Below are 18,947 nucleotides of genomic sequence, written 5' to 3'. Positions count from 1 at the left end.
TTTTTTTCTAAATCTTTATATTTATAATATCATTTCTTTTTCTAAAAGTAAATAGTTTTTTGTTTACTTTTTTAATTTTTAATTTATACTATAGTTATAGGATTTAACAACGAATTTAAATTTATGATAAAATTTTATAAATATCTATTATGATATAGAAGATAAGGAGGTATTACTATGAACACTAAAATAATTACGCCAGGAATGAAACTTAAAGAATTACGCAAAAAATATAAAATAAAACAATATGAGCTCAGTGGTAACTATATAACAAGAAATATGATTAGTATGATAGAAACTGATAAAGCTAAACTAAATAAAAATACAGCTATTGCTCTTATAGATAACATCAAAAAAATATGTGCTGAAAAAAATATCTGTTATGAAGACATATCATTGGATTATTTATTGGATTCTGAAGAAAACCAAGCAAAAAATATAAGTAATGCTTTTTTAAATTGGCTTAACTTAGAAGGAATAAATGCAATAAATGATAGCTATAGTAATTATATAAAAGAAGTAAAAATAATAATAGATAAGTATGGATTAAAAAATATAAAAGCAGATGTTTATTTAAAGTTAGGAAATATTTATACATCATGTTCAATGTATAATTCAGCTTATAATCATTATTTAATATCATTAGATTCATATGATAATTTATTTAATAACTTAAGTTTAATTCAATTAATTATTAATCTAATTGTCTGTTGCAATAACTTAAAAAGATATGATGAATCTATAAAATTTTCAAATTTAGCTTTTACCTATATGGATAATATTCCTTTAGAAGATGAATTTAAAATTAGATATAATACTCTAATTTCATACAAGAACTTAAAAGATTATGATAAAGTTTTAGATGAAGTAGATTTGCTTATAAAGGATTTTCACTCTATTTTAGATAAAGATCCTACTCGAAATATAAACTTATTAACGTTAAAAGGAAACTGTTTTAAAGAAAAAAACTTATATACAGATTCTCTTAAAGTTTATAAGACTATTCTTTCTTTATGTAATGATAATATTGAAATGAATTTAGTTACTTTATGTAATATATTAGAATTATATCTATATCTAAACGATAGTAAAAATTTAAATAAATACTTTGATAAAGCAGTGTCTTCATTAGAATATTATAAAACCATTGAATTCAAAAGTTATGCTACAGATATATATAATATTTTAGGTGTAACTGCTATTAAGTTAGATAAAATCGAATTAAGCAAACTATATTTTAATAAAGCGTTAAAATATGCAAAAGAATTTAATTCTACAAATATATTAGTATCTTCTATGGAGAATCTGCTTAATATAGCTATTAAAGAAAATGATTCATCTCAAATTGACGACTTGAAAAATGAACTTTTAGAAATGATATCTTTAGGGATTCTGACATGTAACAATATGTTAGTTTTAAAATTTATTAATTATTATAATACTATAGAAGATAGATTAACAATTGATAACATACTGAAGTTTATATTTAAACTTGACCCTTGTAATGTATAACTTCAAAGTAATAATTAAACCCTATATACAGATAAAAATTTAATTATATCTTATTTAAATTTGTTAACTAGCAATAAAACAAGCTAATATTTAAGTTTAAAACCTATAATATATTTAATCTAAAAAATGCATTTATAATGGTTTTACATTATAAATGCATTTTAAAATTTATTTAATAACTTTAAAATATTTTCATACAAGATGCAGTGTTAAATTCTAAGTGATTCGGAGCATGTCTCACTATTTGGGGTATCCAGGTTTTGGAACAAGTAATTTTAAAAGTCAACTTGGAACCCTATATAATATAATTATATTTAAGAATTTCATATATACTCTACCTAGTTTTTTGATTTTTTGTAATCATATAGAATATAAATTACGAATTCTTATTTATATATATTTTCAATGCTTTTATCAGTAAAATTAGCGCATACACACTTAATCCTGTTAAAATTAAAATAATTATTGTATAAAGTACCCCAAAAGTACCTACTAACATCATAATTTCCCCTCTTTCTATTTTAAGAAACACATTTACATATATGTAATATAATTGTATTTATTTTTTCCTTTAATTATAACATTAAATTAATTATATAAAATAAACAAACTGCCTTAAAACAGAATTTAATTTCTATTTTAAAGCAGTTCTTATAAAGAAACTTTTAATATTTTTTTATTTTATTGAATAGTTTCACTATTTCATACCACATTACTGAAATTATTGATATTATCACAACTGTACCTAATTGTTTTATACTAAGTGCTGCTAAACTTAAAAAACTAGAAAGTGGTGAATAAAGTATTACAGCTAACCCTAAAATTGTTCCACCTATTGCTAACCACATTACTGGATCCTTTTTTAGATATATAAATGATTTATATGCAAAATCTTTATTAGAACTATTAACTTGAACAAGCAATATATTAGAAATTATTATTATAGATAACCCCATAGAGCGAGCTATATTAGCATTAAGTGGATTATTATTTAAACTTATATAATACGTTCCGAAAGAAGCTACAAATAAAACTAATCCTTGTATTATACTTTTGACTAAAATTTTTGAAGTTAATATTCCCTCATTAGGATTACGAGGGTTACGATTCATAATATCATCTTCTGCACGTTGTCTTTCTAATACTATTGAACAAGTTGGATCTATTACAAGTTCTAAAAGCACTACATGTACTGGTAGTAATAATAAAAGCGATGATTTAATACCAAGAAGTGGTCCTAATAAAGATGCAAAGGCAATTGGTATATGAATTGTAAATATATATCCAATGGCTTTTCTTATATTATCATAAATTCTTCTTCCATCTTTAATAGTATCAACTATAGTTGAAAAATTATCATCTAATAAAATTAAATCTGCTGCTTCTCTTGAAACTTCTGAGCCCTTTTTTCCCATAGCTATCCCAATATCTGCATATTTTAAGGCTGGTGCGTCATTTACTCCATCACCAGTCATTGCAACAACTTCTCCATTTTCTTTAAATGCTTTTACTATTCTCATTTTATGCTCTGGTACAACTCTTGAAAAAATACTAACTTCTTTAACTCGTTCTCTAAGAATTTCATCACTCATGTTGTTAAGTTCATCACCAGTAATAACTTCATTACTATGGGGAATACCAACCTGTTTTGCAATAGAACTTGCTGTTATTCCATTGTCACCAGTAATCATAACTACTCTTATACCTGCTTTAATACAATTTTCTATATCACCTTTTATAGATTCTCTTGGTGGATCCATAAACCCTATTAATCCTAAAAATTCTAAACTACATTCTTCTAAAGTAGTTGGTATATTTGATTTATCCTCAATATCCATTTTACCGATAGCAATTACTCTTAATCCTTTAGAAGACATTGAATGTATCTTTTCTTGTATTTTTTTATTTTCTTCTTGTTTCAAATTACACAAAGTTAAAATCTTTTCTGGTGACCCCTTAGCTGCTATAATAACTTTTTTATCTTTTTCCCATACGTGACCCATCATTTTATTTTCATTAGTAAATGAATACTCATAAATTAAATTTCCACTAAATAATTCTTTTTTACTTATATTATTATTTTCACAATACTTAAGCATAGCATGTTCCATGGGATCATAAGCATCAGTTTCACAAGCCATTCCCATAACATAACTTAACTCTTTTATACCACAATTAAAAGTCCATGTGTCACTTAGTTCCATCTTATTCATTGTAATAGTACCAGTTTTATCTACACATAATATTGACACAGCTCCTAAAGTCTCAACTGATGGAAGTCTTCGGACTAAAGATTTCTTTTTTGCTAACCTCCAAGCTCCCATAGATAAAAACACTGTTAAAATAACTGGAAACTCCTCTGGTATCATTGCCATGGCTAGAGTTATTCCAGATAATATACTCTCAATAATCCTATCTTTTAAGTTATGGTCTGAAAGATTTATATACGTGATTATACAAACTAATAAGAATAAGACTGCTGCTATTATTGCACAAACCTTTACCAATTTTCCAGTTTGTTTTTGAAGTGGTGTCGGCATATCTGGTGCTTTCGCTATATCAGTACCTATCTTTCCATATTCAGTGTCAGCTCCTATTTTATCTACTAAAACTATTCCACTACCTTGGGTAACTAAAGTACCTGCATAACAATAATCTTTTTTCCAATAGTCCTTATTCTCGCTATCATCTGTACATTTCCATACACCTTCAGCTTCACCAGTTAAAGAAGATTCATTTACACAAAGATCACTAACTTTAATTAGTTTACCATCTGCTGGAATCTTTACTCCTTCACTTATTATCATTAAATCCTTTGGAACCAAGTCTTCACTATTTATAATGCACTCTACTCCATCTCTAATCACAGTTATATTCGGCGCTGATAAATTTTTAAGTGCGCTTAAAGTTTTATCTGTTTTCCATTCTTGAATTACATCAATACTAATTATTCCAATTACAAATATTAACATTACTAGTCCATCTCGTGGTTCACCTAGTATAAAGTATATAATTGCAGCTAAAATTAAGAGTAAAAACATAGGCTCTTTTAATACTTCTAAAATTTTGAGAAAAAAACTTTCTTTTTTCTCAGGTATTAGCTGATTTTTGCCATACCTCTCTTGAGCTTTAATTACCTCTTCTTTAGTTAAACCATTAAACTCATTTACCTTTTTTTGTTCTGTCATAAAAAGTTACCTCCGTTAATTCTTGATTTATCAAGAATATTTTGTTTGATAGCTCTATGGCATTGCATTAAAGATCTTATTTGTTTTATTGCTCTAAAGGTATACAAAAAACACCTGTAGAACAATAAACTGTCCCACAGGTGTTTTTATAATCCTGTTGCCAATTAAGGCCCGGCTCCATAAACAAAATAATTCATCGGCCTGATCAGTTTGTACTGTAGATTTATATGCAGTGCAAAGAGATTACATATTATTATATGTGATAAACAAAATAGTTTCTACAACTTAACAAAAATTTTATTTTTTTTAATAAAATAATCTCTAATTTACAATGTATAGATTCAAATATAATTTTATATTCTATATAAATAAATTAACCATTTCTCTAGTGATTTATTCTTTAGTTATATTAGTTTTCAATTTTGATTTTAGTTTACATTTATTTTTATATACTTAATTTTAATTATGTAAACTAATTGTATTTTTTAAGTGATTTTCAGTTTTCTACTTATATATATCTAAAATTTTTTATTAAATTCAAGGTACTATAAAGAAACAAGCTCCAATTTAAATTTATTCAATAACCTTAAAATATTTTCGTACAAGATTCAGCATTGAATTCTAAATGATTTGGAGCATGTCTCACTATTTTAGGTATCTAAGTTTTGGAATGGATAATTTTAAAAGTCAACTTGGAACCCTATATAATCTATATTAATGTAAGGATTTACAATAGTTTAATAATAGTATATTATTAAGTTAATAGAATTTGTCGAATAAGGAGAATCGCGGTGGAGAATTGTTTAAATTGTAATGCATCATCCTATAAAGATATTGAGGAATATAAAATCGATATAAATAATGCAATAAAAGAAATTTTAAATAATAACCAAAGATTAAGTTTTGCTTTGGTTGTGAAGAAGGTAAAGATTACTCCTTTTGTTATAAATAAATACCCTCAACTTAGGACATATGTATTAGAAAGAATGAAATACTATAAAGAAATAAGAGTTATAGATGGTAAAATTGATAGAGCCGTTGAAAAAATAATAAAGTCAAATGAAAATTTAACTTTTATGGCAATAGCAAAAAAATGTGGATTTTCTCTTGATACTGTTTATAAAAATGAATATATTAAAGAAAAAATTATTAATACTATTATAGAAAATAAAAAACCAATTAGGTTATAAAATTATCTAATTGGTTTTTTATTATATACTACAAAATTTAATTATAATCAAAATAATAACTATGCAATAAATATTTTGATTCATATTTTATTGCATATTCCTTTAAAAGTTTTTTTATTTCTGTTAAGTCTTTTCTATTTTCTTCAAATTCCTTTATCATTTCAAAAAGGCATGTTTTTTCTTCTTCAGTAGCAACTTTTTTAAAATATCCCCATATATGATGAACTGTATTTATTACTTGACTTTTCATAGGTGCTTCTTTTATTACTTTGTTTAGCTTTTCATTAAATTCTTTATATGTATAATTGTTCAAACCTATATTTTTACTTATTTCTTTATACTCTTTATAAGACCGTTCCATTACAACATATTTATATTTGGACCAAATAATATCTATGTTTTTTCTATCTTCCTTTATTGTCAACTAAAACACCCCATTTCATATATATTTAAATATTTTTAAAGTTTAGACTCTCATACTTGAACTTTGTAAATTTAGATAAAAAAATAACCAGTAAACAAATTTGGCGACCTAGAAGGGACTCGAACCCTCGACCCCCGGCGTGACAGGCCGGTACTCTAACCAACTGAGCCACTAGGCCATATCGCAATGTTTACTGATTACATACATTATATTACATGATTTTTTTATAATTGTCAATACTTTTTGGAAAGATTGTAAAATATTATTATTACATTGAGTTAATATACACATTAACTTTTACTATTTATAGATTTTGCTTCATGGTAATAACATACCATAGAAGTAATAAAAGCTGCTATAATTTTTACAATTAAATCTGTTACAGTGTCTTCAATTCCACCCTTTACCATATTAGTTTTAAATAAATAGTCTCCTACAAATTCAAACACTTCCCACATAGTACCTAACGCAATTGAAAAATTAAATGCACTCATTAATTTAAAAACAAGAAACCGTTTTTTAGTTGTTTCTTTTGTATTTGTAATAATTCCTTGATTTAATTTTAATGCTATAAGAACTGCATAACTACCAAATATAGAGTGAATAAATAAGTCCCACCACCAAAATCTCACATAAAATTTTTTAAATTCTCCAAAATATATTGTAAGTACAATAAACACTAAAGATATTAATTGAAAATTATAAGGTAATATTATATTTTTTTTATTAGCAATGCTAGTAATTATAAATGGAAATGTAATGCATACAATAGCCAAAATTAAAAAATTCAACCCATTCCATTGTTTAAATATAATATTTAACATAATAGTAGCTAATAAAAATATCTCAAGTACTACTGCTATTCTAATAGCCCATTTATTATTTCTATTACTCATTTTAAATTTATTCCTTTCAAATATTATCATTTTTAAATAATTAAATATAAATATACAAATTTAAAGGTTAACTTAATACATAAAAATTTGAAATTCTATAGGATTCTAATCATGTGCGTAAAGCTAATCCATTTTACTCCAATAAAATATCTTTCTTTTAATTTATTACTACATTATATAATAATAAAAAATATAATATATATAATGGCTGTATAAACTAAAAATATCCCTAAAAAATAATATTAATACTATTTTTAGAGATATTTCCTATAAAATATTACCTATTGATTTTTATAAATATATTTATGATACTGTTTTAGCCTTTGATACAAAAGATTTCCCAAGCCATTTTCTTTTCTTCCATCTATTATAAACTAATATTCCTCTAAACCATTCATCTATTGCAAATGATATCCACATTCCAACAAGTCCAAGGCCTAATTTTATTCCTAGTATGTATGCAAGTCCAACTCCAAATATCCACATTGAAAAAATACCTATACATACAGGAAATTTAACATCACCTGTAGCTCTTAAAGATGTAATACCAACTAAATTTATAGTTCTTCCTGGTTCTAATATTAAATCTACAAATAGAACTATAAATCCAAGAGCTATTATTTCTTCATTTGATGTAAATATTCCAAGTATATGCTTTCCAAGTAAAAGAAATATAAAGCTAACCGTTGTTGTAACAATCATTGCTTTTTTCAAGCATTTTAAACATAATTTATATGCTAACTCAGTTTCTTCTTCTCCTACTAATTGTCCAACAAGTATACTACACCCTTGTGCCAATGATGCTGAAAATAAATAAGCAAAGCTTGCAATATTAGCTATGTAGCTTTTAGTTGCCATAGAGTTTATGCTAATCAAATTAATAAACCCTGTAACAACTAACTGTGAAAGACTATAGGATATTTCCTCACCAGCTGCTGGAATTCCTATTATTAAGATATTTTTAAAATCTTCCATTGGGAATTTTTCAAATAGGCTTAATTTAAAATCTTTCAATACTTTTCTATAAACAACTATTCCTAAGATTATAGTCCCAATAATTTTACTTAAAGTTGTTGAAATGGCTGCGCCTTTAACACCTAATGCTGGTAAATTGAAGTTTCCGAATATTAATATGTAATTTAAAGTAATATTAATTATATTCATTATAAATGTTACTATCATACAAATCTTAGTAAGTCCGTGTGGTCTTAAGATTGCAGTAAAAGTCATTGAAAGTGCCTGTATGAACACAAACCCACCAACAAAACTCACATAACTATTTCCATAAATTAAAAGCTCATCTGCTGTATTTAAAGCTTTTAATAAAACAGTTCCTCCCATAACCATTAAAATACTTATTATTATTCCAATAATAAGATTAAACACTATTGATACTATACTTACTTTAATTATATTTTCATTACCTTTTTTATACTCTTTATTATGACCAATATATTGAGACACTAAAATTGACGTACCAGCAGTTATTATTGCAAAGGTTAAATTCACCATAAACATAAGCTGATTTGCCACACCAACTGCAGCAACTGCATTATCTGAGTACCTTCCTAGCATAAAAATATCAGTTCCTCCAAGTAATGAAAATAATATACTCTCTATAAAAATAGGCCATGTGATCTTTATAAGTTTTTCTTTTAATTTTCTTTCTTCCATAAATTTATTCTCCAAACTAGTATTATTAGTTTTTAAGTTTAATTAACAAACCTTGTTTAGTATATACAATATTAAAACCTAATTCCATATACAAGAAAAAATTTAAATAAGAGCCTAATTAATAGACTCTTATTTTAAGGATTTTTTATAAAAAACTCTATAATAGCTCCACTATCTTCACTATTATAAGCTTTAATGTTTCCATTGTGCTTTTCAACTAAACTTTTAGAAATATATAGTCCCAAGCCTGAATTCCCTGTAGATTTCCTTCTTGATTTGTCCCCTCTATAAAATTTAGTAAAAATATTTTTTAAATCTTCTTCATTAAACCCTTCTCCACTATCACAAACTTTAAAAAATAAGTTTTCTTTTTCATATTCCACATCAATTTGAATTTTTCCACCTTCCGGAGAAAATCTTAAACCATTTGTAATTATATTATCTAAAACTTGAGAAATTCTCAATCTATCTAAAAAAAATGTAGTATTTGCATCTATATTTATTTCATTTAAACTTAATTTTATATTTTTCTTATTTGAAAATGGTATATATTCCTCAATTTTATCTTCAAGAAAACTTTTTACATTAATTTGTTCTACTTGTAATGTAAAATCAGGATTTTCTAGTTTGGATAATAAATTTAAATCTTCTACCAATAAAACTGCTCTATTGACTGAATTTTCCATAGAGTTTAGATATCTTAATAGCCTCTCTTCATTCTTATATGAACCATCTTGCAAAAGCTCCACATGACCTTTAATAACTGTAAGTGGTGTTCTTAAATCATGAGATAATGCATTAATCATATCTGTTTTTTCCTTTTCTGTTTCCCATTGTTTAGTTAAAGTTTTATCCAACTCAACCCTCATTGATTCAAAACTTTTCATAAGTTTACCTATTTCATTGTCATAAGGATAATTTAATTTAAAATCTAAATCTTGAACTTGTATTTTATTTGAGGCTTCAATTAACTGTTTAAAAGGTTCATTTAAGTTTTTACTTAATTTTCTACCAAATATAATACTATATATTATTATAAATATAAATGGACTAAGTAAAGTAACAACACCTAAAACTGTTCCTATTAACTTTTTATGAGGATTAATTGAAGCTTTTAAATTATAATTTAAATAAACTACACCTTCTAATGTTCCATTATTACTTATTATTGGAACTACTTTTGTTACATTATTAAAAGCATTTATATCTACTGTGTTTAATTTTTTTAAAATAGAATTATTATCTTCATCTTTAATTTGTAAATTACCATAACTACTTTTATTTTTTAGGTTATAAACTTTATATTTTATACCTTCAGTAGGTATTATATTTTCAAGATTTCCTTTTTCAGTTTCATTTAATATATTATCCCCACATTTCATTATATAATCTTCAATTTTCGGGATTTGTCTTTCATAATAGTTTGCTGGATATAACATATCACTATTTAATATATACATAAATATTAAAAACAATATAACAAAACTTATTAAGCTAAATATTAAAGCCAAGAAAAATGTTGATATAAATTGTTTTTTTATAGAATATTTTTTAAGCATTTGCTCACCTTACTTCCTTAGTTCTCCCACTTATATCCTACACCCCATACAGTAGAAATATATTTATTAGAAATATTATGCTTATTAAATTTAAAACGTATTTTCTTTATATGCTCAGCTACTGTTGAAGAATCGCCTTCTGCATTATATCCCCAAATTTTTTCATATATTTGTTCTTTTGAAAAAACTTGTCCGTTATTTAATGCTAAAAGTTCAATTATATCAAATTCTCTTTTAGTTAAAATAACTTCCTCATCTTTTAAAAGAACTTTTCTTCCTTTTAAATCAATTTTTAAATCATTAAAAATAATATATTTTTTATTTTCCATAGAAAAATTTCTTTTATCACGCCTTATATGTGCTCCTATTCTAGCTTTAAGTCCTTTTATGCTAAAAGGTTTTGTAATATAATCATCTCCACCTATAGCTAAACCCTTTAATAAATCAGCTTCATTTATTTTGGCAGTTATAAATATAATGGGACAGGAAATCGCATCTCTTATTTCAGTGCAAAACTCAAAGCCGTTTTTTCCAGGCATCATAACATCTAATAATATTATATCTGGATTAATTTTAAGTTTTTCTAAAGCCTCATCACAATCTTTTGCAGTAAATACTACGTAGCCATCATCAGATAAAGCATCAGAAATTAAAGAAAGTATTTCTTCTTCATCATCAACGACTAAAACCTTTTCATTCATCTTAATTCCCCCTGAAAATAACTAATATCTTTAGTAAATATTATCATAAAAAACTATATTTCTACAACTTTTTATAGTGTTTCTAAATTAAACTACTAAAACAAATATTTAGTTAGAATGCTTATTTTATAAAAAATACTGTTTCAAATTTATTTTTTTTACATATTATAGTAACAGAGAGTGAGATATAAGATTCCAAATTAAATTTTAAACTTATTTATTTATAAAATGAGAAAACTCAAAATAGTGAGACGTGCTCTGAATAACTTAGAATTTAACATTACATTTTATATAATTTTATTTAACTATATTTACTCTAAGAAAATATAGTTAACCTTATACAAGTTTACTATATAGAGTAAACTTCATACTCTTTATGTTGAAATTTAGGAGGATTAATAATGTTTGTTACAATTATATGTGATATAAAAAATTCGAGACTATTAGAAAATAGACATGACTTTCAATTATATCTTATTGATGTATTAAAAGAATGTAACACCTTATTTAAAGATTATATAGTTGCTCCTTTTATAATAACATTAGGTGATGAATGGCAAGGACTTTTAAAAGAAAATTCTCCTTACTTAGAAATATTAGATTTTTTTAAAAGTAAACTACCTTCAAATGTAAAATTTTATACAGGCATTGGAATAGGTGAAATAACAATTCATAATTTTGAACTTACTGTAAATCAACTTGACGGTCCTTCATTTTATTTAGCAAGAAAGGCTATTAAATACGCTAAAAGGAATCAATGCTCATTAGTAGTTATACAAGACTAAGAAATACCAATAACATTTTAATTGTTATTGGTGTTTCTTATAATAAAGTATATATAAATTTTCCACCTATCATTGCTATTATAAAACTTATAAAAGTCCCAATAATAAAATATTCTGCAAAACTTTCATCTTCAAGTTTTTTAAACCTTGCTATAGATTTAGTAGCTAATACAAATCCTATTAGAGGGGCCTGGTTTATGGCCATTATCAGTAATATAAAGGATCTTTCTAATATTCCAATTATAAGTCCACCATTTTCAGCACCTGTATTATCATTTTTCATAGGTATATATATATTATTTTTTCTTGCCTTTATATATTTTTTACTTGTTAAGCTTCTTATTAACACTTTAATAAATATTCCTGTTACATTTGTACAAATTAATATTATTAAAACAATAGCTAAAAATCTATCCATAGATGTAAAACTTGTCCTATAATTTAATAATTTTATTAATCCTTCTTTAAATTTCATGTCTTCACATAAAATAAAAACATTAACAATAACCAATAAATGCAAAAACTGATCTAATAAAAAAATTATTACATCCTCTTTCAACCATGGTTTTTTTAATATTAAACCTGACTTTAAGCAATCTATAGCAAAATGAAATATAGTAATAATAAGTATACATTTATTTAAGATTTCTAATGGTTGTCCATTTGCTAAATAAAACCCCAAAAGAAATAAATTCATACCTAAAAAATGAATAGAGCTATGAATAAAGTTACCTTTTAATATAGATTTAATTGAATTATCTTTTGGGAACCTTAATTGTAGTATATTGTTATTTTGAAAAATAAAATCAAAAGTAATATGTGAAATTAAATAAACTAAAAATAAACTAAAATACATTACTACTCCTTTCAATTATTTTTATATATGTTGTTAATAATAATCTTATGATTCTTGTATTATGTACAGTTAAAAAATAACTACAAGAATTTAATCTTTGAGATATGTTAGATTTAGACAAATTACCATCTTTAGAAATCATATTATTATATGATCCATGTTTTTCATACAAATCTATTAATTCTCTTTGCTTTTCTGTAAACTTACTTTCTATAGTTTCATTATTTTCAATAATTGAATTTATAACTTGATTTAAAGTTATATTATCATCATATTCAGAAGTAACAGCTATTTCATCTAAAATAAATTTATTATATAAATCGATTGGTAAATCTGCACCTTTGAAAAATACTCTATTATGCTTTGACTTAATATTCTGACCATAGAACCCTTTAGTTTTCTTAGCTATATTTATAGCTTCTCTACCATTTATAAAAACTTCTCCATCCATCTCTCTAGTGTCTCTTGAAAGATTAGTTGATATATCACCTATACCTATGCCACAGTATACTTGTATATTTTTTTTAAATAAATATCTTTGAATTTCTTTAAAAATATCATAACTTTTCTCTGGTGAGCTAGAAACAATTTGCCATTCATCACCTAATGTAAATGTTATTGGCGCAACTAATATCTTAGAGTATTTCTTACTCAAAGTTTTTAAATATATTTTTAGTTCCTCTTGAAAATTAGCCCTATCTTTTATTTTTCTAGAGCTTACAATGTCCATATTGATTACACTATACATACTTAAAGCATTCTGCTACTTAAAATCTAGATAAATACACCTATATAGAGATTATTTCCATTTCTTTGTGCATAAGTTTATTATAAAACACTCCATAGCTTTTAAATTCTATATTAATCTTGGTTGCAAATATCCAATTATTTCTATGCTAATTTGTAGGTTTTAATTGTAGCAGCTCCTCCTTTCTTTATTTTTAAATTTTTTCATAATATATCATCACTCTTTTAGAAATCAAAATTTCTAATTATAATTTAAAATGTTATTTTTAATTCTTATATAAACTTATAGTATTTTTAAAATTAACATCTCTTATTTTAAATATTTATATTTATATAAATTCTATCTATATTTAAATACTCCTTTATATCTTAAAGCACTATATCTATTATTACCCATATTTCATATTTATATAAATCTTTCCATATAAAATTTTTTTAAATTTTAATTCCTAATAATAAATATAAAGTGGAAAGGACTCTTAACATATAGTACCCTCCACTTTAAAACAAAATTTATTATGTAATAATTTATTTACAATATGTATCATACCAATTTCCGAATTTTTTTATACAAGTATCATCTTTCGAGTTATTATCATATCTTAAGAAATCTTCTTCATTAAATTCAGCTAAAGTCTTTAAAAATCCTTTTGGCTTGAATATATACCAAAGATTTGACCACTTTTCATTATTCTCATTTTCTCTTATACTATGAGCCAAAGTTCCATGATCATTACTTTCAAAAAACTCCATATTCGTACCATCGTAATATGCAAGACAAGATTTAAAAGTACACTTTCTATTTTCTACCTTGTCCATTAATTTTAAAAGTCCTTCTATACCTATAGTTTCTAGCATATGATTTACATAAGCTTTTGGAAATCCATTTAAAGCTTCTACAAAAAAGCCAGAATCTAGTGCTATACAAGGTTTTTTCACAATTTTATACGCTTGTAAAACTTTTTGCTTTGCAATTTCCTTTATATCGTCACCTCTTGGTTCTATAAGCTCTGCGTTATATGGTAACACTTTCATATTTTTTAACTCTCTTTGCGCTGAAGCAATTTTGCCTTTATTGGTTGTTACAAAAATAATTTCTTTCATCATCCCCTACATCCTCCTTATATAAAAAATATTATCATATTAAAATATTATAACATATACACTATCATAACTATATTTTATCTTGTCATACTATGTAATTAAATGTTAAAATATATATATTTTTTAGTAATTATACACTAAAAATACACCTATTAATAGATTAAATAAATAAAAAAATAAATTTTAGTCTAATATAAGGTTCCAAATTAAATTTTAAACTTATTCATTTATCAAATGAGAAAATTCAAATTAATATTTTATCAATAACTAACAGATTATTTTAGTTAAAAGTTAAGAGTGAGACATGCTCTGAATCGCTTAGAATTCAACACTGTATCTCGTATATAAATAATTTAAAGTTATTGACTAAATTTAAATTGGAGCTTGTTTCCCTATATAGGGTTCCAAGTTGACTTTTAAAATTATCCATTCCAAAACTTGGATACCTAAAATAGTGAGACATGCTCCGAATCACTTAGAATTCAACAATGTATCTTGTATGAAAATATTTTAAAGTTATTGAATAAATTTAAATTGGAGCTTGTTTCCCTATATTTATTACAAAAGAAGATATAAAAATATAAAATCACTATTTAAGTTATCCTTTAAAGATTTTTATTCCAACTTACAACACTATCTTTTTATTATATTTCAATAATTTTATAACTTTACCTACAAATAATACTGCAATTAGTTTATCAAAATAATCTGTAATAAATTGAACTAAAAAAACACTTGAAATTGGACCTAAACCTAGTTTTCTAAGTAAGATTATTATATAACTAGACCCTGAAGAAGTAAAACCTCCAAATATGAATGCTGTTAAAGTTGCACCTACGCTACTTATAAATATAGTAGCAAAAAATACTGCGAAAAGAATTTTCCATCCTTCTAAAAGTTTCTTTTTAAACATAACTCCTAATATTAAACCTGTGCATATTTGAACTGGAGAAAACCACAAAGAATATATATCAAAAGTCAAACCACTAACTATACTACTAAAAAAACCAGTTATTATACCAAAATAAGGTCCTAACAAAAAACTTATAAATACAGTTCCTATAGAGTCTAGATATATGGGAATCCTCAAATTAAACGCTACAAATGCTCCTACTATATTAAGAGCTATTGCTACACCAATTATAGCTATTTTAAATGTATCTGATTTGCTCATATTTTTTAACTCCTAACCACTATATTTTTTATTATTTAAAATTATATTTATTTCATTTTTTTTATGTGGTAAAATTCTAGTTAAAAATTCTTTCATAAACATATTAGAATCTACACTTGTTAAAACATTACAGTTAGCTTTAAATTTATAAAAGTTCTCACTATCAATTACAGTTTGACCTATAGCTATCCCTTCAGTCACAACATCCATATATGCTGAAAATCCCTTACATAAAGACCTGTTAATAAAATATAAAACTGCTAAAGGATCATTTATTACGCAGCCTAATATTTTTTCTTGTTTCCAATGAAAATCAACGTAAAACCTTGTTATCTTAACAATAAAATCTGCTTTTTCATCGTTAAGCTGATTCAAAAGTTCTATATAATTTGGCGTTAAAACACATTCTCTTGTGACATCAAGCCCTACCATATGAAAAGGTACTTGTGAGTTTTTCATAATATATTTAACACTATGTGGATCTACCCAATAATTAAATTCTGCTACTGGTGAACAGTTCCCATGACTTTTAAAAGTCCCCCCCATAGACACAATCTCAACTATTTTATTAAATGTATTAGGACTTTTCTTTAATACTTCAGCAAGATTTGTAAGTGGTCCTAATGCTATTATTGACACATCTTTTTCTTTATTTAAGATATCTATTATATAATTCACAGCACCTTTTTTTACTATGCCATCTTTTATATCTTTTAAAAAACTTTCACCAATTCCATCTACTCCATGGGTATCCTCTGCTACAACAAGTTCTCTTTCAAGTGGTTTTCCATCGCCTATATATATAGGAATATCTAAGCGTCCCATTATCTTTAGTGCTTGAAGTGCATTCTTGAAACCTTTATTTACATGAACATTACCAGATACTATAGTAAGAGCTTTAACATCTAGTTCCTTACTTGAAAGTGCAACCATTATTGCTAAAGTATCGTCTATTCCTGGGTCACAATCTATTATCACTTTTCTTTTATTCATTCTATTTTTCCTTTCTTAAGGTATTAAATATAATTTATTTATAAAATATCTTATGGCAATAAAAAAAGAGCAGGATTTTCCTACTCTAAAAAAACTGAACTATAAAATATATAATATAGCAAAAAAACATAAAGCCACACCTAAATTAGGGTGACCTTCATAATCTAAGTACATATATTATATAACTAAAATTTAATTTATCAAAAAATATAAATCTTAATTACTTTTATAAGTTTGCCTAGTTTTTTATAGAGGGATGGTCAAAACGAACCTCTTTTATAGTTATTACTATAAACATATTCAATTTATTCTATTTGAAGTATATAATAAATATTTATAAAATTCAAGTGTGTATATTGTTCTATTTAAATATATTTATATTGTTTATATATTCCCAATTGCCTACATATCCACTATTTTTAGCACCTAACTGAAAGTGTAGCATAGATATTCCAAGATCTATTTTTTCATAGCCATGTTTTTGCTCATCTATAAATGCTTTTATATTCCCTTTTGAATATTCATATTTCCAAGGCTGTTTATTTATAGCAGAAGGTGCTTTTCTTACTGCTTCTATACCATTTTCAACCCAATTAGGAACTTCTTTTTCATTACACCTTAAAATTTCATTTGAAGATTTCCTATTTTTACTAAAAGATGATAATAATTTTTCTTTTATCCCCTTCGCTTCTTTTACATATCCTATTGAAATGACACAATAAAGTTTCTCATTATTTTTTATGTCTATTGTATTTTCAACTTCCTTTTTATCATAGGTTCCACCAATCCAACAAGTACCTATTCCTAAAGAAGTAGATTCTAAAACTAAAGCTTCTCCAAAATATCCTATTTTACTTTCAACATTAATAATATCTTCTTTTCCAACAAGTGCAATAAAAGATTTTACCCCACTTATCATTCCATAAGATTTCTTTATTCCTTTAAAAGGCTTTTCTCCATCTTTTATAAGCTGAATATTCAAAGATGATTCTTTGTTAATTTTCTCTATAAGACTTGAAATTTTGTTTAAATGATCTAAATTTAAGTCTTTATCCATATAAGTTCTTCTTGATGTTCTTTTATCAATGCTTTTATACCACTGAGTTTTTAATTCCATGTAAACACCTTCCAAATTTAATTAGTCTTTCTTAATATATTGCAGTTTAGTTTTTTTATTCATTCTTAACTCTTAACTAAAATAATCTGTTAGTTATTGATAAAATATTAATTTGAGTTTTCTCATTTGATAAATGAGTAACTTTAAAGCTATTTGACATAAACAACTTTAAAAAATATCCTTTTTTATCTTATTACAAATTCTACATTCAAATATACTATAATATAAATAATAATCACCTTTTGAGTTTTTTATGTGTATTTTTTATCTAAAAATATTTCCTTAAGATTATAATCATGTTTATGATTAGCATTCTTATTTTTCATAAAATCCTCACTATAATTACATTTAAGTGTTTATTTAACAACTTTTACTTCTAAAATTTCTCCATAAGCATACTTTTTTAAAAGTTCTATACTATTACTTATATACTCTTGTAAATTTTTTTCACCATTAAATGAAATTATGTTCATTAATATGCATTTTGTATCTTTTGTTATCATAGCTCTTGTTGAATCTGAAGTAGCACTTCCAAATTTACCTTTTTCATCTTGGAAAACTGGCATATTTTCTAAATTTATAGGCCCTCTTCCTATACCCTCATAAGTTTCGCCAGGTTTTCCTACTGTAAAACATATATCTTCACCTATTTTTTCTAAATCATATGTTCCAACTGAATTAAGACTTTTTAAGGATATTAAATTATTTATGTCTACTATAGTATTAACCTTATAAAGACCTAATCCCTTTACTAATCTTCTAACTAAAGATTCTGATGAAACCCTATATTTACTTGGGTCTTTTTTTAATTTTTTGTACCCATCCCTAGATGCTTTTATATTCTCAAGTTGCAAAACATCCTTTAATTCCATTGTTCCTTGAAATTTTAAACACTCTTCATCTATTTCTTTCCATAATTTTTCGTCATACTCTGTAACTTTTACATTTGCTATGATGCATCCTAAAACTAAATTTGGGCATTTTTCCTTTAATTCTTCATCTATTCTAATCTTCATCCTTTGCAACT

17 protein-coding genes, 1 tRNA gene and 2 riboswitches are annotated in these 18,947 nt (G+C 24.9%); of the genes, 3 read left to right on the top strand and 15 right to left on the bottom strand.

All coding sequences use genetic code 11. From position 1 onward, the window contains the following. Positions 1–177 precede the first annotated feature (177 nt). Positions 178–1,512 carry a hypothetical protein gene (locus tag ACYUE0_RS01370; protein WP_460269217.1) on the top strand — a complete coding sequence of 445 codons (1,335 nt, stop codon included), beginning with the start codon at positions 178–180 and terminating at the stop codon, positions 1,510–1,512. 376 nt (positions 1,513–1,888) lie between these two features. On the opposite strand, the gene ACYUE0_RS01365 is transcribed toward ACYUE0_RS01370, so the two are convergent. Next, positions 1,889–2,014 carry a hypothetical protein gene (locus ACYUE0_RS01365; RefSeq protein ID WP_460269364.1) on the bottom strand — a complete coding sequence of 42 codons (126 nt, stop codon included), beginning with the start codon at positions 2,012–2,014 and terminating at the stop codon, positions 1,889–1,891. A gap of 163 nt (positions 2,015–2,177) precedes the next feature. Continuing rightward, a complete protein-coding gene (locus ACYUE0_RS01360; protein WP_460269216.1) occupies positions 2,178–4,700 on the bottom strand; it encodes an HAD-IC family P-type ATPase in 2,523 nt (840 codons plus the stop codon). A 127-nt stretch (positions 4,701–4,827) separates the two neighbouring features. After that, positions 4,828–4,919, bottom strand: a riboswitch (NiCo riboswitch). A 572-nt stretch (positions 4,920–5,491) separates the two neighbouring features. Here ACYUE0_RS01360 and ACYUE0_RS01355 point away from each other — a divergent pair. Next, positions 5,492–5,890, top strand: coding sequence for a hypothetical protein (locus ACYUE0_RS01355; protein ID WP_061996580.1), 399 nt, complete (start codon positions 5,492–5,494; stop codon positions 5,888–5,890). Positions 5,891–5,927: 37 nt separating this feature from the next. On the opposite strand, the gene ACYUE0_RS01350 is transcribed toward ACYUE0_RS01355, so the two are convergent. From ACYUE0_RS01350 to ACYUE0_RS01325, 6 genes are all read right to left on the bottom strand, one after another. Next, positions 5,928–6,314, bottom strand: a complete 387-nt coding sequence (locus ACYUE0_RS01350; protein ID WP_061996579.1) for a YbgA family protein — start codon at positions 6,312–6,314, stop codon at positions 5,928–5,930. Between the two features lie 101 nt (positions 6,315–6,415). Then, a tRNA-Asp gene (locus ACYUE0_RS01345) sits at positions 6,416–6,492 on the bottom strand. A gap of 112 nt (positions 6,493–6,604) precedes the next feature. After that, on the bottom strand, positions 6,605–7,210 hold the full coding sequence (locus ACYUE0_RS01340; protein ID WP_460269215.1) for a hypothetical protein: 606 nt from the start codon (positions 7,208–7,210) through the stop codon (positions 6,605–6,607). Between the two features lie 303 nt (positions 7,211–7,513). Beyond that, complete coding sequence (locus ACYUE0_RS01335) at positions 7,514–8,884, bottom strand: MATE family efflux transporter (RefSeq protein ID WP_460269214.1); 1,371 nt, start codon at positions 8,882–8,884, stop codon at positions 7,514–7,516. Between the two features lie 134 nt (positions 8,885–9,018). Next, complete coding sequence (locus tag ACYUE0_RS01330; RefSeq protein WP_460269213.1) at positions 9,019–10,443, bottom strand: HAMP domain-containing sensor histidine kinase; 1,425 nt, start codon at positions 10,441–10,443, stop codon at positions 9,019–9,021. A gap of 17 nt (positions 10,444–10,460) precedes the next feature. Next, positions 10,461–11,144: a response regulator transcription factor gene (locus ACYUE0_RS01325; RefSeq protein WP_460269212.1), complete on the bottom strand. Its 684-nt coding sequence runs from the start codon at positions 11,142–11,144 to the stop codon at positions 10,461–10,463. A 401-nt stretch (positions 11,145–11,545) separates the two neighbouring features. Here ACYUE0_RS01325 and ACYUE0_RS01320 point away from each other — a divergent pair, with 401 nt between their 5' ends. Further along, a complete protein-coding gene (locus tag ACYUE0_RS01320; RefSeq protein WP_010297402.1) occupies positions 11,546–11,929 on the top strand; it encodes a SatD family protein in 384 nt (127 codons plus the stop codon). Positions 11,930–11,966: 37 nt separating this feature from the next. On the opposite strand, the gene ACYUE0_RS01315 is transcribed toward ACYUE0_RS01320, so the two are convergent. The 7 genes from ACYUE0_RS01315 to ACYUE0_RS01285 all read right to left on the bottom strand — a co-directional run bounded on the left by ACYUE0_RS01315 (position 11,967) and on the right by ACYUE0_RS01285 (position 18,936). Beyond that, positions 11,967–12,785 (bottom strand): DUF3307 domain-containing protein, encoded by an 819-nt coding sequence (locus ACYUE0_RS01315; RefSeq protein WP_460269211.1) that lies wholly within the window; start codon positions 12,783–12,785, stop codon positions 11,967–11,969. Further along, positions 12,775–13,515 (bottom strand): SatD family protein, encoded by a 741-nt coding sequence (locus ACYUE0_RS01310; protein ID WP_460269210.1) that lies wholly within the window; start codon positions 13,513–13,515, stop codon positions 12,775–12,777. Before ACYUE0_RS01310 ends, ACYUE0_RS01315 begins: the two co-directional genes overlap by 11 nt. 545 nt (positions 13,516–14,060) lie before the next feature. Beyond that, positions 14,061–14,639, bottom strand: a complete 579-nt coding sequence (locus tag ACYUE0_RS01305; protein ID WP_460269209.1) for a non-canonical purine NTP pyrophosphatase — start codon at positions 14,637–14,639, stop codon at positions 14,061–14,063. A 622-nt stretch (positions 14,640–15,261) separates the two neighbouring features. After that, positions 15,262–15,810, bottom strand: coding sequence for an ECF transporter S component (locus ACYUE0_RS01300; protein WP_460269208.1), 549 nt, complete (start codon positions 15,808–15,810; stop codon positions 15,262–15,264). 12 nt (positions 15,811–15,822) lie between these two features. Next, positions 15,823–16,803 carry a nucleoside hydrolase gene (locus ACYUE0_RS01295; RefSeq protein ID WP_460269207.1) on the bottom strand — a complete coding sequence of 327 codons (981 nt, stop codon included), beginning with the start codon at positions 16,801–16,803 and terminating at the stop codon, positions 15,823–15,825. Between the two features lie 232 nt (positions 16,804–17,035). Beyond that, positions 17,036–17,083, bottom strand: a riboswitch (PreQ1 riboswitch). A gap of 81 nt (positions 17,084–17,164) precedes the next feature. Continuing rightward, a complete protein-coding gene (locus ACYUE0_RS01290) occupies positions 17,165–17,920 on the bottom strand; it encodes a nitroreductase family protein (RefSeq protein WP_460269206.1) in 756 nt (251 codons plus the stop codon). Positions 17,921–18,276: 356 nt separating this feature from the next. Next, a complete protein-coding gene (locus tag ACYUE0_RS01285; RefSeq protein WP_460269205.1) occupies positions 18,277–18,936 on the bottom strand; it encodes a B3/B4 domain-containing protein in 660 nt (219 codons plus the stop codon). Positions 18,937–18,947: the final 11 nt, after the last annotated feature.

It is taken from the genome of Clostridium sp. CTA-19 (genome assembly GCF_054767855.1).
This window is presented reverse-complemented; position numbering and strand designations above follow the sequence as displayed.

Coding starts and splice junctions, on each gene's coding strand:
- ACYUE0_RS01370 (WP_460269217.1), top strand. CDS start 178: ATGAACACTAAAATAATTACGCCAGGAATGAAACTTAAAGAATTACGC.
- ACYUE0_RS01365 (WP_460269364.1), bottom strand. CDS start 2,014: ATGATGTTAGTAGGTACTTTTGGGGTACTTTATACAATAATTATTTTA.
- ACYUE0_RS01360 (WP_460269216.1), bottom strand. CDS start 4,700: ATGACAGAACAAAAAAAGGTAAATGAGTTTAATGGTTTAACTAAAGAA.
- ACYUE0_RS01340 (WP_460269215.1), bottom strand. CDS start 7,210: ATGAGTAATAGAAATAATAAATGGGCTATTAGAATAGCAGTAGTACTT.
- ACYUE0_RS01335 (WP_460269214.1), bottom strand. CDS start 8,884: ATGGAAGAAAGAAAATTAAAAGAAAAACTTATAAAGATCACATGGCCT.
- ACYUE0_RS01330 (WP_460269213.1), bottom strand. CDS start 10,443: ATGCTTAAAAAATATTCTATAAAAAAACAATTTATATCAACATTTTTC.
- ACYUE0_RS01325 (WP_460269212.1), bottom strand. CDS start 11,144: ATGAATGAAAAGGTTTTAGTCGTTGATGATGAAGAAGAAATACTTTCT.
- ACYUE0_RS01320 (WP_010297402.1), top strand. CDS start 11,546: ATGTTTGTTACAATTATATGTGATATAAAAAATTCGAGACTATTAGAA.
- ACYUE0_RS01315 (WP_460269211.1), bottom strand. CDS start 12,785: ATGTATTTTAGTTTATTTTTAGTTTATTTAATTTCACATATTACTTTT.
- ACYUE0_RS01310 (WP_460269210.1), bottom strand. CDS start 13,515: ATGGACATTGTAAGCTCTAGAAAAATAAAAGATAGGGCTAATTTTCAA.
- ACYUE0_RS01305 (WP_460269209.1), bottom strand. CDS start 14,639: ATGATGAAAGAAATTATTTTTGTAACAACCAATAAAGGCAAAATTGCT.
- ACYUE0_RS01300 (WP_460269208.1), bottom strand. CDS start 15,810: ATGAGCAAATCAGATACATTTAAAATAGCTATAATTGGTGTAGCAATA.
- ACYUE0_RS01295 (WP_460269207.1), bottom strand. CDS start 16,803: ATGAATAAAAGAAAAGTGATAATAGATTGTGACCCAGGAATAGACGAT.
- ACYUE0_RS01290 (WP_460269206.1), bottom strand. CDS start 17,920: ATGGAATTAAAAACTCAGTGGTATAAAAGCATTGATAAAAGAACATCA.
- ACYUE0_RS01285 (WP_460269205.1), bottom strand. CDS start 18,936: ATGAAGATTAGAATAGATGAAGAATTAAAGGAAAAATGCCCAAATTTA.